The organism is Pseudoalteromonas sp. R86517 (genome assembly GCF_042466295.1).
In the GTDB taxonomy this organism is placed as follows: Bacteria; Pseudomonadota; Gammaproteobacteria; order Enterobacterales; family Alteromonadaceae; genus Pseudoalteromonas; species Pseudoalteromonas atlantica.
On sequence record NZ_JAXHCB010000002.1, the window covers coordinates 163,319 to 179,824 of the forward strand.

8 protein-coding genes and 3 pseudogenes are annotated in these 16,506 nt (G+C 36.0%); 6 read left to right on the plus strand and 5 right to left on the minus strand.

Annotation, left to right across the window (positions count from 1 at the left end):
• Nucleotides 1–3 precede the first annotated feature (3 nt).
• Complete coding sequence (locus tag SJY38_RS16735; protein WP_377110323.1) at nucleotides 4–999, plus strand: hypothetical protein; 996 nt, start codon at nucleotides 4–6, stop codon at nucleotides 997–999.
• Between the two features lie 296 nt (nucleotides 1,000–1,295).
• On the opposite strand, the pseudogene SJY38_RS16740 reads toward SJY38_RS16735, so the two are convergent.
• The 4 genes and pseudogenes from SJY38_RS16740 to SJY38_RS16755 all read right to left on the minus strand — a co-directional run.
• Nucleotides 1,296–1,804 (minus strand): annotated as a pseudogene (locus tag SJY38_RS16740) (hypothetical protein); the annotation flags it as partial.
• 6 nt (nucleotides 1,805–1,810) lie between these two features.
• Nucleotides 1,811–2,485, minus strand: a pseudogene (locus SJY38_RS16745) (TenA family transcriptional regulator); the annotation flags it as partial.
• Nucleotides 2,478–3,946: pseudogene (locus SJY38_RS16750) on the minus strand (AMP-binding protein). The pseudogenes SJY38_RS16745 and SJY38_RS16750, both read right to left, overlap by 8 nt.
• Nucleotides 3,943–4,632: a thermostable hemolysin gene (locus tag SJY38_RS16755; protein WP_377110324.1), complete on the minus strand. Its 690-nt coding sequence runs from the start codon at nucleotides 4,630–4,632 to the stop codon at nucleotides 3,943–3,945. The pseudogene SJY38_RS16750 and the gene SJY38_RS16755 overlap by 4 nt, the downstream one beginning before the upstream one ends.
• A 2,118-nt stretch (nucleotides 4,633–6,750) precedes the next feature.
• Here SJY38_RS16755 and SJY38_RS16760 point away from each other — a divergent pair.
• Both SJY38_RS16760 and SJY38_RS16765 read left to right on the plus strand, forming a co-directional pair.
• Nucleotides 6,751–7,893 (plus strand): replication protein A, encoded by a 1,143-nt coding sequence (locus tag SJY38_RS16760; protein WP_273606468.1) that lies wholly within the window; start codon nucleotides 6,751–6,753, stop codon nucleotides 7,891–7,893.
• Between the two features lie 969 nt (nucleotides 7,894–8,862).
• Complete coding sequence (locus SJY38_RS16765) at nucleotides 8,863–9,369, plus strand: lactoylglutathione lyase family protein (protein ID WP_054983784.1); 507 nt, start codon at nucleotides 8,863–8,865, stop codon at nucleotides 9,367–9,369.
• Between the two features lie 76 nt (nucleotides 9,370–9,445).
• On the opposite strand, the gene SJY38_RS16770 is transcribed toward SJY38_RS16765, so the two are convergent.
• Nucleotides 9,446–10,624, minus strand: a complete 1,179-nt coding sequence (locus SJY38_RS16770) for a sugar efflux transporter (RefSeq protein WP_377110326.1) — start codon at nucleotides 10,622–10,624, stop codon at nucleotides 9,446–9,448.
• A 208-nt stretch (nucleotides 10,625–10,832) separates the two neighbouring features.
• Between SJY38_RS16770 and SJY38_RS16775 the strand changes: the two genes are divergently transcribed.
• The 3 genes from SJY38_RS16775 to SJY38_RS16785 form a co-directional block, all read left to right on the plus strand.
• A complete protein-coding gene (locus SJY38_RS16775) occupies nucleotides 10,833–12,749 on the plus strand; it encodes a sulfatase-like hydrolase/transferase (protein ID WP_054983782.1) in 1,917 nt (638 codons plus the stop codon).
• Between the two features lie 496 nt (nucleotides 12,750–13,245).
• Nucleotides 13,246–14,229 (plus strand): AAA family ATPase, encoded by a 984-nt coding sequence (locus SJY38_RS16780; protein WP_182692439.1) that lies wholly within the window; start codon nucleotides 13,246–13,248, stop codon nucleotides 14,227–14,229.
• Nucleotides 14,230–14,251: 22 nt separating this feature from the next.
• Nucleotides 14,252–16,506: S8 family peptidase (locus SJY38_RS16785; RefSeq protein ID WP_377110327.1), on the plus strand; the 2,255-nt coding region annotated here is incomplete at its 3' end.

A 16,506-nucleotide genomic window follows, 5' to 3' on the forward strand; every position in this document is an offset into this window, starting at 1 on the left:
ACTATGAACACAAAAAAAAGAGCCGTGATCGGGCGTAAGGTTACAACAACTAATCTGGATGAGCTTATTACAAAAAATAGTGGAAATAATATAGTTGAACGTTCACCTATTTCTGAACGAGACATTGAATGGGAACGCGTTGAAATTGAAAGCCAGGATGTTTTAAATAAATGTACAAAGTCGATTTATAATAAGCGATCTTTTAAAGATTTGTCTTTAGCATCTGTGCTCGATATTTATCATTCGATAAAATCTACAGGCGGTAATACCGAAGCCGTTAGAGCTGAACTTGTTGATGGAAAGTATGAAATTCTAGGCGGTCTTCGCCGTGCTTACACTGTTTCTCTTTTACCAGATACAAAATTAACCCTAGTTGTTGCCAAAAATTTAACGGAAGAAGAACGCGCTCATTTTGCCTTAGTAATGGATGAATACTCAGAGCCTAGCTATATGGATAAAGCACGCTCCATTAGTGAGTTAAAGGATAAACTGGAAAAAAGAAATGGTATAGAACTGACAGGAACAAAACTTTGCGAAATTTTGGGGATGAAAAAAAGCAACGTGTACTACGCGTTAAGCTTTTCAAATATACCTAACGAAATTATAAAACTGTTCCCTGCCCTAAAGTTTATATCTACTCCATTTCTACGAGAATTAGTAAAATACAATAAGGACGGTTATTTAGATCATTTAGCTTCGCATTTTAGAGCAATCGAGACATCATCCCTCACAGGTGATGAGTCTAAAGAAGAGTTAACAGAAATAGACGAATATCTGGAAAAAGAATCTAAAAAGTTACAACGCGATATTTTAAATAAAATTAAAAATGATAAAACTGAAGGTGAAACTGTTTATAACGGTAAATTTAAAGAGCTTATAAAAAGCAACGTAAGAGGTGTAAAATTTACGACGAAAAAGAATGGTGTGAATATTTCAATAGACGAGTCCAAAGTAAGTCCCGATATATTAGAAATGCTTTTAACCAGCTTTAACTCTTAGCTTTACCAGCATAACCTTTATTTAAAAAAGCCTTTTCCACATTGTGGAAAGGGCTTTTTCCTCAAATTAGAGTTACCTGCGAATAATGTAAATACGTTTTTAGCATGAATACTTGTCAATATCCCCCAACTTGCCTCCCTTTTTTAGCATTAGTAATATATATTTTTCCTAAACGAATATCACCACAATAAACCACAATGAGGTGAGGCTTTCCTCAACTGCGTACGATGAAAATTTTTAATTAAATCTGAGACTTGTTATATTTAAAGTGACAACCAACCTATTTAAAAGGGCACTTATAAAGCGTGTAATTCAAATTCAAATTCTAATGCGAGCCTAAAACTATGGTTTTTTCTGATTGGCTTACCTCAGTGATGAAACCTGCTTCCCACTTTAATTGCTTTTGCCCATCAAAACGCTGTAAGCCTATAAAACCAGGCCCTATACCAACAAAGTCTTCTCCAACATAAACCTCAATAGACGGCTGAAAAGCTGAACGATAGCGATAGCGGTATTGTGCTCTAAACTCACTTTCCCATTCATTTTGAATATCCTGCCCCCACTCATAAACTAAAAAGGCATTCATAGTTAAGCTTGTTTTGCCAAATTTTTTTTCGATCACAAAACCCGACGTTGCTTCATATACGTCTTCGTTGTGTTTTTTTTCAAGCTCGAATAGTGCGCCCCAATCAGCCCATAACTTACCTTGCTCAATTAGTTGCCAGCACAACTCAAGCTCGTAAGCTTCTAAGCCAAAATCGCCGTCATCGTCTCGCTCACCAACTATGTAACCTTCTAATGCCAATTTGCCTTGTGTACGTGCTTTAAAAAATGGTTCATCATCGAGTCCACGAAATATATCGCCATATAAACGATAGAAGCGCTTTGCAGCATGAAGTATGGCTTGTTGATCCGCCTCGTCTGTTATTTGGTTCATAAGGTTTTCAAAAAACTTTACATGCTCTATATCAAGCGCGCCGTGAGAGGTTAAATAACTAAATGCTTTTTTAGGTAAGCCTACAGCATTTGCAATGTTTGAAGCTGCGCCATCAGCCAGTTCTATAGAAGTGCCTTCAAGCACATGCACCATACCAAAAAAGCTCAACGGATTTTTACGTGCAATGGAGTCGTACGCATACGACACCATCATTTCGGTAGCAAAGTGCGGCTGACTACACCGTACTGTTTCTTTGTCAAAACCACAGGCTGCAATATCATTAAGTACCCACTCTTGATGACCAATCTCTTCTTCAATATATTCTGCAACGGCTTCGCGCTGCCATTCTTGAACGTCGATTAATCGTGCACCAACCGACATCATTAATGGCACAGTGTGCTTCACATGGTGATACGCTTGCGCTAAAAACGAGGCGTATTCTTCAAGTGATGCTTCGCCTTTAAAAACACGCTGGATAATCGGTGCTGCAAGCAGGTAGTTTTGCTCTTGTTTAGTTTGCTCTTTAAGGGTGTTAAAAAAATCACTCATTAATTACTTCTCCAAGTCGGTAAAATTCCTCAAACACAGCATGGTACTGCTTACTTATGGCATCTCGTTTTGGGCGATTATTTGTTGTTAATAATCCTTGTTGCACACTTAATGGGGTAGCAAACGATGCCACTTTTGAATTCGTGCATAGTCGGGTAGTTGTTTATTAATTTCGTTAATGTATTGCGCTAACACTGGGTTACTTAGCTTTGCATCGGCGTAAATAATGGCACTCAGAAAAGGTCGCCCCTCACCAAACACAACCGCTTGTAAAATACCGCTATGACTGAGTAATAGTGGTTCAGGCCACTCGGCACTGATGTTACGACCCATGCTTGTAATAATTAGGTTTTTTAATCGTCCTTTAATAAATAAGGTATTTTGACGCTCCTCGACCAGATCACCGGTTGCATACCACTGATTTTTGTTGTGAGGTTGATGGTTTAAGTAACCTAAAAACAAATCGCCTTTTATAAAAAGCTGACCATTTTCAATTTTGGTTTGAATACGAGGTAACACAGAGCCGGCACTGTCGAGATTATCGTTTGTGGGTGTATTTAAACTAACGACAGATGCTGCCTCAGAAAGTCCATAACCTTGGTACACCGGTAAGTTTAAGCTACGCGCTTTTACTATTAGCATTTCGCTGACAAGCGTACCACCTACTGCAATAAACTGTAACGAACTAGGCGGTTGCCAACCATCTTCAGAAAAAGTAACTAAGCATGCTAATAGTTCAGGCACTAAAATAAGCGTATTTGGCTTAACTTTATTAATAGCAGCTATAAGTTGTGCGGGCTGTTCTAATGCAGTATCAACAAAGCCTAATTCATTTAACGGCATTAGATGCACTGTACCGCCACTTTTTAAAGGGGCATACACACCGGCTATATTTTCAAGCAATACAGCAAGCGGTAATAAACACAAATGAACAGGCTTTTTAATGTTAATTTTATCGCACTGAGATTGAGCTACCTGCATTTGACTCTTTGCAGATAAACACATGCCTTTTGGTTGCCCAGTCGATCCTGATGTAAATGTTACTTTTTGAGTTTCTGGAAAATAACTGACGGCTTTAGCTACAACGATTTCGTAAATATATAATGTGTAAAGCTCAAATAAAGTAATCGATGCAGTCGGCTCCCCAAATAAAGGGTTTGCCGTGTCGCTAATAAATAAATTAGCGCCGCATTGTGCTAGTACATATTGAGTCTGTTGTTCACTAAAAAAGTGAGCAATTGGCACAGCCACTTTATTAGAAACCGCAGCAGCGGCATCAATAACAAGCCAAGCTGGCGTATTATCGAGCTTATAAGCGATACATTTGCCGTTAAAGCTTTGTAGTATTGTTACTACGTTTTGTATTTGTTGGTTAAATTCACCACTGTTAATTTCAAGAGTTTGCTCTTTCTTGTGGATAATAATTAATGCCGATACTGAATGTGTATTATAGTAATTCATACATTCACCAATGCATTCACCAATGCATTCACCAATGCATTCACCAATGCATTTACCAAAGAGTTGATTTTTTTGTGGTTTTGCTGCATTAAACTATAAAGCAGTGGGGTATTTAATACTTGTTGGTGAGCTTGCTCTAAACTCACAATACATACTGTTGGTTGGTTAGCGTAATAGCTGCCCCACTTTGATGGGTTCTCAACTACAAAACTACTAGCAAGTGCAATTTCAGTACACGTAACACCAAGTAAGCGCAATAAAGCACGCACTTTGTTGGTTGCACAAAACACTAAATGTTTTGCCCCCACACTTTGCAGAGCCTCGTTAACAATAATAAAATGCGCAAGTGTTGCCCTACGATTTGTAGAGCAAAGATTACCAAGTTCAAAAATTTTATTGCGAGAAATGCTCTCCTCTAAAAAATTTTCAACGGGTGATGCTAAATATTGCTCAATAAACAACGGGGAAGTTGCTTGCCTCAACCCTAACGTGCACTTTCCTTGCTCAGTAATATATTGGCAAAGTAGGGGCATAAAAGAAGTAAGCTTAGCGTTATACGCAAGTAAAAAACCTTCTTTCACTGTATTTTCGAGATTTTTCCGATGCGCATCATTAATACGAGCACTAATAAACTGACTGTTATTATGTGTTAAATCTAATGATGTAGAAGTGAGGGCTAACTGCATAAGTTCGCTCGATTAAACTTGTTTATATTTCAGAATTTAAATCTAACGAGTGAAACTTAAATAAAACTTAAGGTAAGTTGATTAAAATGAGGATTGCTAATTAGGGCTGTTATCAAACTTTTGATAACTCAATAAATAGTATTTTTTTAATCAAATCGCTTAGAAATTTTTGTCATCTACTTTTCCACATTGTGGAAAACATTCCTACACCTTAGTCCTTACTGAAGCTAATCTGGTGCTTAAATAGCTTGTTTTCAAAGGTGCTAAGGGGCTGTTGACCTTTACAGATTAAAGTTCATTCAAGCTAGGAGTTACTTAATCGCTATGCAAGCAAGGTTTGTAAATTAGAGTGTTAAGTAAAACTGAGTAAAGCTTGCTTCCCATCTTCATCACCTTTGCTCTGCTCTAATTCCATTGGACAATGCCTTATTGGCATAATGTTACATTATTGCCTATTTATGAGGAGTAACCGCACTATATAGACTTCACTTTGTCTATATACCTAACATATAGGTGTAAATTTAACCTGAGAGAACAACAGGCCTTATTATTAATATTTGATTAAAGCCTTGAATTGTTTGACCTTTGAATTAGTACTACTGGGCTACTAAGCCGCTCATTTTAATGAAATTATGAGGTTTAATTTGATATTTAAATATATTTAACGACTTATCTTGCTTATGATTTATGAGACAGGGTACGTTGTTTAGTAGCTGCCTTGGTAAATATACTATTTTTAGACACGATGGCTCCTATATACTTTTTTATCATTAAGAAATAATGCTAACTTATACGTAATTTACTCTTAAGGATAATAGTAAGGTTAATATGGTTAAATAATAGGTATAAGGTTAGTGGGTAAGTTATTATTATAAGTTATTGAATTTATAAAAGTTTGTTTACTTTTGTAGATCAACAAACCTCTATGTATGGATCATGTTTACACTATGTTTTAGATCCGGTTTCCTCTATGTATTCTTTAAAATCATATAATTACACACAAGTTATAAACACACTTACCCACAAATATGTGTTTTAGATCAGATTTCCATTATGTTTGCATTCGATGTTATCCCCATAAGCCAGCTTCTTTTGACCTAAAACATGGTGTAGATCTGATCTCCATTATGCTGAGATCATTATTTAACTAGGTAAAATAACGCTTATCCACAAGAATTTTCTAATTTACCCAGTATCAATGTATTTTATTGAGTTTTTCCATAATCATATAAATTTATTTCGAAGGTAGGCTTTCATCAACTATTTATAGCTATTTCATTACCGTAGATAGTCAATACAGCATTATGATAGTGAAACTATTTTCCTAAATAAATTAGCCTCAGATCACTTTACCTCTATGTAATTTGTTATCAGCCAAATTATCACAGATCAATTTTCCTCTATGCTTAAATTTAGGTCTAGTTAGCAAAAATCATCGATTTATATTTAAACGGTTAAGTTAGGTGATAAATTTGAGGGTTACAAAATCAGCTTAGATCACTTTTCCTCTATGTTGGGTGTTCGATGATAATTAATCCAGATCGATTTTCCTCTATGTTTGAGACTCCCATAGAAGTAGTCGTGGGGCATTATGGATATTATTTTATTAGGTTAAGTTTCCTAATATTATTTTTTAAAAGAGTTACAGATCAATATTCCTCTATGTATAAAAACTGATTGCGAAAGAGGGAAGGTTAAGCAAGTTAATTCTGAACGCTTGGTATAGGGATGTGCTTGAGTAAAGAGGTTCAGATTTCCTCTATGTTCTTTAATTACATATGAAGTAGATGTCTTAAATTAAACGCATCATTGTTTATTGTGTAAAAACCAGTAACAGAAGAAGCTTCAAGTTTCTATTATGCAGTATAGATCAGTTTTCCTCTATGTTAGTTCTATAGATGCTTACTGAAATTAACAAGTAGACCTCTGAAACTAGAGTAAAAAAAGCAGCTTAAAAATATAAAAATCTATATTGATAACTCATAAACTCATTTTGTTAAATTGTATTTAGATTTTTATTACACTCAGATCAATTTTCCTCTATGTTTCATAGTTGCCGTAATCTATGGGTTATGAGAACCTAGGGGATAAATATAATAATAAGCAGGGTTTTGCTTAATGGCCACAAAGTACATTTCGTTGAGTAATCTTCCTGATACTATTAAAAACGAAATTAAGACAATTCAAAATGCAAATCAAGTCGAGCAATTGTCACTTTTCATTGATAATCAAAGTACGTTGTCGGGCTTTGAAAACTCTATTTCAAACACTTTTAATGCGTATGACTTGTGGTCTCGTTTTATACGTAATCAGCGTAAACTGGTAAAAATTAGTGAAGCGCCTAATCGCGTTGTTGTATCACGAAGTATTTCTGATAAGTTAGAAGGGGTTACGTATGAAGGCAAACTGGAAATAGCCCCTGCGCTGATTGTGGGAAAAGACGAAGATTATTTTGCTTGGCCTTCAGATAGAGAAGAAAAAGTAGAAAGGGCACTTATTCGTTTAGCTAGCCAAGGTAAAATAGCAAAAATTTCCGGAAAAATGGGCGACAGATATGCGGTATATTTTTCTATTAAAGAAATAGCTAACGAGCTGAAGTCTGTTAATCAAACCCTATCATTTGCAGAAATAAAGCAAGCACTTCAAATACTCAAGGGCAGTGAACTCAATTTTAAATACCAAGTGACCAATCAAGCGGGAGAGCAGCACTATAGTGAGTCTAAAATGAATTATTTAAGCTCTATTCATTTTAGTGGTCAGCAAGGAAAATCAACTGTTAAGTGTCTTGCTGTATTAAATGAGTTTATGTCGCAGCAAATAGAGTCTATTGGTTATAGAGGGTTTTATTTTAATCGTGCTCAATCGTTTAAAAGAACTTTATCCAGATGGCTAACTTTGAGGCTTTATCATATGTTTCGCTATGCAAGTGTAGGCAAAACGCATCACTTTTTACTAAAAAAAACGATGATAAAGTTTGGCTCCATTGACAGTGAAGATATAAAAAAATCACGACTTACAGCTATTCGTCGAGATATGGCTAATACGATGAAGGACCTGATTGAGGCCGATATTTTAGATAGCTATGAAATCGATAATATAAAGGATGATGAAGGTAATATTGTTGACTATAAATACGAGCTTTGCCCCTCAGATTCATTCTGTGCTGAAATCTTATCCTTGAATAAGCACAATAAAAAAATAACTGAAAAAGCCAAGGTACTAGATGAGCAAGAGCTCCAAGCAAATTTTACAGAGTCTTAATAAGTAAGCATTTTTAGGTTAGTTAATTACTCAATACTGCTTTTGTTCTATGGTTAAGTAAAAACCTCTGTAGCTTTAAAAGTACTATTTTAGTTGAGATAACTTTGCAGCTTTAGAATAGATTGATTTAAGACAATTGTAGCTATGAAAGTTGATAAGTTCATTAAGTCTTATAATATTGCTGGCCACATCGCGCTTTTTTCTGCATTGTCATCTAGTAATAGGATTAGAATTAAAATAATAATAAGAGTTTCTTTTTTGCTTATAGCCATAACAATAAGCGGTTAAGGTTTTATCGTGTGCTTACCATATAAGCTTTAAGTTAAGTTGATCGCAAAATTTCGTGGACATGGAAGTATTTTTTATCCAGTTTTCAATATTTAAGAGTCTTTCTCATATGTGAAATAACTAAATTATTAATAGTTCATAAAGTTAATTTTTGAATCAATAGCGGCTAGTGCAATAAAAGAAAATGTGGATGTAATATTAAGATTTCCACAATGTGGAATGACTATTAAAAAGCATTATGGCATAGCACTTAGTAAAAATTTGATCTGCAATTTTCACTAAAAATAATATTGTAAATTATGAATGTTAAAGCGCTTTTAGATTTATTTCTTTCCAGTAATATCACCCTATTGGTCTATTTGGATGACTTCTCATATCTTGATGGAAATTTTCTTCATTTAATCCCTATTCTTCTTTTTTATACAGAGCTGGTTACCTCTAATACCAAGTAATAAATAATATTGAGTATAATTAGCAACTAGACGCTATGAGTTCTGGATCAGATTTTTACTAAGATTATTTATATCAACTGATTAAGGGGAGCTATAGGGTTCCATAATAAGGGTATATATACTTCTGATATTATAATTTGTAATTATTTTAATAACATATAATAATTTTTCATACTTATACTTTGTTGTTAATTTGTTGGCTCCACACAATAAATATAAGGTAAAAAATATGAGTGAACATGTATACCCAAGAACTTTTTCTCACATTGGTATTTCTGTTCCGGACGTAGAGAGAGCGGTGAAGTTTTATTCTGATGTACTAGGTTGGTACACAATAATGGAACCAACAGATATTGTTGAAGACGATTCGGATATTGGTGAAATGTGTACAGACGCACTGGGTGAGGGGTGGGGCTCTTTGCGCATTGCTCACATGTCTACAGGTGATCGTGTTGGCATAGAGCTGTTTCAATTTAAAAACCAAGAAAGCCGCGAGAATAACTTCGAATATTGGAAAACTGGGGTGTTTCACTTTTGTGTTCAAGACCCTGATGTTGAAGGGTTAGCTAAGCGAATAGTTGCAGCTGGCGGGAAACAGAGAATGAAGAAGCCACGGTTTTATTACCCTGGAGAAAAACCATATCGAATGATTTTTATGGAAGACCCTTTTGGTAATGTAATCGAAATTTATAGTCACAGTTACGAGTTACACTATGCAAGCGGTGCATATAATTAGGGCTGTGTAATAGCTAAAGTGGAACACATATTTTAAGTGTTCCACTTATCTGATTTTAAGCTCTTAATAGTCGCTTTCAATTTACTCTAATAGTCATGGTTCTTCGCGCTGCATAGAGCAATAATATTGTCGCAGTGATTGCCATGATGGTATTTATTAAATAGACATCCCTATAGCCAAGTAGCTGGGCGAAAGAAGCGATAATTACCGCGCCTAGAATATTGCCTACATTTGTTGTATTCCAAAATAGTGCAGAAGCAGCACCTGTTTTATTGGGCATCAAATCTTGAAACCACGTCATACCTAAACCAGCAATAAAGCCTATCATTAATGCATTGCTAATTTGAAGTGGGAATAATATCCACAACTCAGTAGCCTGCCAAAAACCTAAGTACAAAACAATTGGAGCAATAGCTCCTATGCAAACTAAAGAAGATATCGCAAAGCGTGTGCCTAGCCACCCTGCAAAAAGCATTATTGGAATTTCAATAGCTGCAGCGGTTCCCATCAGCCAACCTGCCCAACTTACATCTAACCCTAATTCTTGTGTTACATATAAGGGGAGGGCGATTATATAAGCCTGGTTACACGCAAACATAAGTGAGAAAGCTATAAAAGCAATAGCTATCAAGGCGTTGGGTTTAGCATTAGTCATCACTTTTGATGATGAGATAGTTGCTGCTGGTAAAACAAAAAGGGCTAAGGCTGTGCAAGCAATATAGAGCAGGGCTATCAGTTTATAGTATGAATAAAAATTAAAATAATTAAGTAAAATAAACCCTAGGGCTGGGCCGCCAACCCAGGAAAATGCAGATAATGCGCGTAAACTAGTATTGAACATTACTATTTCTTTACGATTAAAGCTTTGCTCTGCATATTCTCTGGCATGAGCAAAAATCTGAGAAATACTGGAAAATGAAATACTAAAAAAGGTAACCCCTGCGAGTAAGGCTACGATATATGTATGTGCTTCTGAAAATATGTAACAGCTTATTGCACCTGAAAATAACCCAAATGTAATTAAAGGGCGTCTATCTGTAAGCCTATCTGATAAATTTCCCATTAGTTGAGATATTACTATTCCTGATAGCGCTATGAGTATAAAAAACATACCTATTGAAAAAGCATCAGCTGAAAATTTTTCTGAAATATAATAACTAAGCGTCGGAAGGGTTAAAGAAAACAGAAAAGCCTGAAGGCTTGACGTAATAAATATAAATAATACGGGTAAGGATAAAGCTCTTTTAAATATCATATAAAGTCTTTTTGTTAATTAAGCTTAAAGCTAAAACTTACTAGAGAAAAAAGTATATAGATTGTACAATTAAAATGAACCGGTTCATATGGCGTGTTGTATTTAATTTCAAGCCTTACGTAACCCCTTTAAAGCCAAGTAATAATTTTTATGGTTAATTGGGGCTCAGTTACGTTGTTGAGCTCAGATAAAGCAGGGAGTAATTAGTATGAAGGCAGAGAAATTTTTCATTATTGTGGCGTTAAAAATTTTGCTACTAGGTGGTTGTACCCATACACAAATTAATGAGTCTAAAGAGACAGATAACGAAAAGCTTAAACCCAATATATTGCTTATACAAGTAGATGATTTTGGATATGACGACCTAGGTATTCATGGAAATGAAATTATACAAACGCCTAGCTTAGATGAGCTTGCAAACCAGTCAGTTCAGTTTAATAATTTTTATGTATCGTCTTTATGCGCACCAAGCCGAGCTTCATTATTAACGGGTAGAAATTTCATGAAAACAGGAGTTTCTGGTGTTCATGGTGGGCGCGATTATATTGATTTATCAGAAACACTGCTCCCGCAAAAATTACAAAAAAATGGTTACATAACAGGTATGTGGGGTAAGTGGCACAGTGGAAAAACAAACGGTTACTTTCCTTGGGATCGTGGTTTTGATGAAGCTTATTATGCGAGCCTATACAACTATTTTGATAATGTAGGTTTATTAAATGGCAGTGAAATAAAAACTCAGGGCTCAGCCACTAAAGTGATAACTGACTTTGCGATTAACTTTATAGAAGAGAATAAAAGTAAACCATTTTTTGCTTACGTTCCTTATATGGCACCTCACAACCCTTGGCGGGCGCCTGAGAGCATTATAGAAAAATATCAAAAAAAGGGGTTATCAAGAGCGATGTCTTCTCTATATGCCATGATTGATAACTTAGATCAAAATATAGGTCGTCTACTCGAATCACTAGAAAGAGCTAAGGTCAGTGATAATACCATAGTTATTTTTGTTAGTGATAATGGGCCTTGGGTTAAGAGTTACCGTTTTGGTTTATCCGAAGATGAATGGGCCTTGAGAAACCCAAATAATAAAAAAGGTATGAAAGGAGATAACTGGGAAAATGGTATACATTCGCCATTATTTATACGGTGGCCAAAAAATTATGCAGCTAAAACTACTGAGCAGCTCAGCCAAATTGAAGACTTGTATCCTACAATTCTTACTTGGGCAGGTATTGAATTTGATAGTGAAAAACTAGATGGTTCATCGTTGGTTAACGTTTTAAATGGCGGCGAATTAAGTGAGCGCTACATTGTGAGTGCTTACGCATCACCTTCAACCCAAAAGGTGAATTATCACGAATTAGATCCTACAGGGTTCTACTATCCTTTATCTTCTGATTATCGAATAGATATATCTGATGCTTCTGAGCAGAGGCTTGCTGTTAGGCATGGCGATTTTAAATTAGTACAAAATGAAGGTAATCAAGATAAAGTTGTACTGTATAACCTAGCTAAAGACCCACTAGAAACAACAAATGTATTCGCTGAACACAAAGGCATAGCCAAGGAAATGCAAGAGTACCTAACTAAATGGTATGAAAAAGTATTGGATGAACCTAATTCTCTGAAAATGCCTACTTTTCAAATTGGTTATAAAAATAGAAAACTTAGTCAAATTTACGCATCATCACCTTCGGATATTAGCGCTGACTTAATGAATACCAATCACTTTCTAGCTAACTGGACTAACGAAGGCGCATGGGCCAAATATAATGTGAATGTTAATTCAAGTGGTACTTATCAAGCTAGACTAATTACAAACATGCAAGAGCCCTCATCAAGAGTATTTACCCTTAGCTGTGGTGAGAGCGCTCTATCATCGAGCCTTGAAGCAAGTGACACTACTAATGAGTTTGGAACGTTAATTCAAAATGAAAGTGCTTACTGGAGCGACTTTGATAAACCGGAAACCTTTAAAGCAGAAATACATAACTTTATTCTTGGGGATATAAAGCTAGATGCCACTTGCTCAGTGTTAAAGTTAGAACTAGTTGAGGTTAAACCTAACACAACTGTTGCTGAACTTGATCAAGTTATAGCGATACAATTAATAAAGCACTAAAACGCGAAGTAAGAGTTGGCCTATAAAAGTAGCTTTTGATAGGCCATATTTGTTGAAATTCGTCGTAAAGTTTAAGTCATGAGAAAAGTATTAAGCTTCACTTTATGAGCCAGTTATCTGAATAAGTGTGATTATCAAGGGATTATGTCGGTCTAATTAACAAGGAATTATGTATTAGTCCAGACAAGATCTGACAGTCGCATAAGTGCCATGAGCGGACCTTCACACGAAACTCGTTTCTGCCCCAAAGTGTGTTACGGCATTAAACACGAAATCAGATAATCGGCTCATCTAGACATACAAGAAGTAATGCTTGTCAAAATATATGGTCTGATTCCATTTACGCATATGAATCTAGACAAATTAATTGGTCGGTAATAAACCGATTATTGACAGCTATCTTGAAAAATACCGTAATGAATAGATGTTTATAAGGTACTATGTCAAACTATAACAGTTAAGTGTTATATCAATTTTATTTTAAAGAAGACGTCCTATGGCCAGTTCAGAGCAATTAAAAGCATTGTTGCAGTCGCATCTAGAAAAGGATGACGACCGATTTATGTCTATTGCTTTGCAAGTCGCAGCACATGAAGCTCGTAGTGGTCATGGCAAACTTGCGCAGGAGCTGCGAGACCTTGTTACAGTAGCTAAAAAGAAGTCTTCCGCAGATAAAAATGCCCCAATTTCAATTGCAAAAGGCGTTCAGGATGATAGTGGACTTCTTTTTGCATCTCAGCCGAAAAATAGGCTTGTTGACTTGATTGCAAAAGACGATTTGAAAGTGCGGCTTGAGCGATTGGTCAGAGAGCAAAAATTCATGACGAAATTAAAAACTCATGGATTGTCTCCTCGTCGAAAAGTGCTGCTGGTTGGCCCCCCTGGAACAGGTAAAACGTTTACTGCATCAATCTTGGCTGGAGAATTAGACTATCCTCTATTTCAAGTAAGGCTTGATGCGTTGATAACTAAGTTTATGGGTGAATCTTCTGCTAAGTTAAGACAAGTTTTCGATGCAATTAGCAATGTTCGAGGTGTGTATTTTTTTGATGAATTCGACGCTTTAGGCTCACAACGGAATTCTCAGAATGATGTGGGTGAAGCTCGCAGAATATTAAATAGCTTTCTTCAAATGATCGAACAGGATGAGTCTAATAGTTTAATCGTGTGCGCTACCAATCATATTGAAATCTTGGATAATGCGTTATTTAGAAGATTTGACGATGTTATCCGATACGAATTGCCAGGAGATGACGAAATCATAACTTTGTTTAAAAACAGGCTTAAGCCATATGTAGCAAAGAGTTTTCCATGGAAAAAATTGCCAGAAATAGCTAAAGAATTGAGTAGTGCAGAGATCACTCGAGCTGCGGATGAATCAATCAAAGATATGCTGATAAATGGAACGGTGCGAATCACGTTAGCCACTGTTAAAGATGCTATCTTAGATCGAAAGAACATGAGAAAAGATTTGTTTTAAATTTATATAATGGATAGGAATAATGGAAGGAAAAAAACATTTATTTGTAGGAAAAAACGGGAAAGCACAGAAATATACCTATCCAAGAAAAGTCATAATATCGCCTACCATACCAAAAAGAGACCGAGTTGCTCACGGTACTAATCTTTCATCTCAGTTAACATTAGCAAAAGTTGCCGAAGAAGCTATCAGTGAAGAAATTGATAATATTGAGTTAGATACTCCTGTAGGAGTTCAACTGTCATTTGAAAGTTTCCCTGGTATTGAAATCACATTTGAAAAATTAGCTGATGTTCGAAGCGGAATAGAGCTACTGAGCGTAGTTCAAAAGGAAGACGGCATCTATGTGGCAAACGTGTTGGTACCGCTGGGGAAGTTTGGGGTTTTAGAGAAAAAAATTTCAGAATACTTAAATTCAAGTAAAGACAATAAATCAGGTCCTAAGCACGCGGTTCTTTTGAACTCAATTTCCACTATTCGTAATACTGTTATAGAAAATCTCTGGACAGATAATCCAGATCTATTTCCTACTTCCAATCAGGTAATTGATTGGTTTGAAATATGGTTACCTGTGGGTGATGATCGGGTTGCGGTAATTAATGATTTTAAAAAGCTTTGTGGTATTCATGAAATAATCGTATCAGATAGTACACTTGAATTTCCGGAAAGGACGGTATTACTTGTTAGGGCATCTTTAGAACAGTTAGCAAGTTCAGCTGCCCTTCTAAGTAAGATCTCTGAAATACGCAAATCAAAAACAACAGCTGAATTTTTTGATTCTCTGAATATAGAAGATCAGCGTCAATGGGTTGAGGAACTAATTGAAAGAATTGAATACAATTTTGATCATGATACCGTCCCATATATTTCTATATTAGATACTGGTGTAAATGTTGGTCACCCTCTTTTATCTGCCATTGGTAATCCTAATGATATGTTTGTTATTGATCCTACTTGGGATAATGCTGATGAAAATGGTCATGGAACTGCAATGGCAGGGCTTTCTATCTGGGGGGATTTGACATCTGCTTTTGAGACGTCTGACCGAATAAATATCAATCACAAATTAGAATCTATTAAGCTTTTACGTTATCCCGGCGATAACAGAGATAAACACCTTGGGCAAGTGACTGCTTCTGGTATTTCGTTATCTGAGATCGAAAATTTTGATAGAAAACGAATTTATACACTTGCTCTATCTGCAAAAGATTCAAAAGATCGAGGTAAACCATCAGCATGGTCCTCAGAATTAGATGCACTGGCAGTTGACTATAGCGGAGAGAATTTATATCCACGGTTTTTTGTTGTTTGTGCTGGCAATACTGAAGGAAATTTAACCCAATTAAAAGAATACCCTCAATACAATGAGTTACAAGATATCCATGACCCTGGTCAGTCATGGAATGTTTTGACTGTTGGTGCATGCACTAATAAAACACAGATAACAGATGATGGTGGAGAAAATTATACTCCGCTTGCTCCCAATGGTGGTTTGAGTCCGTATAGTACCACATCTGTGACCTGGATGAACTCAATGCCTATTAAACCAGAGGTCGTTTTTGAAGGTGGAAATATGGGAGTTGATGATTACTCAGCGGCTTCTATGTTAAGTCTGCAGCTTTTGACGACTCATCATGATTTTAATACACGACTATTTTCAACATTTAATGCAACTAGTGCTGCAACCGCGTTAGCTGCAAAATTTGCCGCAGAGATAAGTGCATCATATCCTAATCTATGGCCAGAAACGGTAAGAGCTTTAATCGTTCATTCAGCGAACTGGACTGAAAGCATGCTCAGTCAATTCTCCTATCCTGGGAAAACAGCACGGCAACGAGCTCATCATTTAGCCAGATGTGTTGGTTACGGTGTTCCAAATCTCAGAAAAGCGTTGTGGAGTGCAAATAACTCGTTAGTAATGATTGTTGAGGATGAGCTACAACCGTTTGAAAGAATTAAAGGGAAAGAACCATCAACTAAAGATATGCATGTTCATGATATCCCTTGGCCGAAAGAACAGCTTTTGGAATTAGGTGATGTTTCAGTAAAAATGACTATAACTCTGTCTTACTTTATTGAACCTAATCCATCTAGCCGTAACATATCAAGCAAATATCGTTATCCAAGCCATCAACTGCGTTTTGATATAAAACGTCCGACAGAGTCAAAATCTGAATTTTTGAAACGCTTAAGTCGGGCAGCTAGAGCTGAAGAAGAAGGTTCGTCAACTCCTCCACCAGATCCTAACTGGCTATTGGGTGATTTTCGTAATAAAGG

Coding starts and splice junctions, on each gene's coding strand:
- SJY38_RS16780 (WP_182692439.1), top strand. CDS start 13,246: ATGGCCAGTTCAGAGCAATTAAAAGCATTGTTGCAGTCGCATCTAGAA.
- SJY38_RS16765 (WP_054983784.1), top strand. CDS start 8,863: ATGAGTGAACATGTATACCCAAGAACTTTTTCTCACATTGGTATTTCT.
- SJY38_RS16770 (WP_377110326.1), bottom strand. CDS start 10,624: ATGATATTTAAAAGAGCTTTATCCTTACCCGTATTATTTATATTTATT.
- SJY38_RS16735 (WP_377110323.1), top strand. CDS start 4: ATGAACACAAAAAAAAGAGCCGTGATCGGGCGTAAGGTTACAACAACT.
- SJY38_RS16775 (WP_054983782.1), top strand. CDS start 10,833: ATGAAGGCAGAGAAATTTTTCATTATTGTGGCGTTAAAAATTTTGCTA.
- SJY38_RS16760 (WP_273606468.1), top strand. CDS start 6,751: ATGGCCACAAAGTACATTTCGTTGAGTAATCTTCCTGATACTATTAAA.
- SJY38_RS16755 (WP_377110324.1), bottom strand. CDS start 4,632: ATGCAGTTAGCCCTCACTTCTACATCATTAGATTTAACACATAATAAC.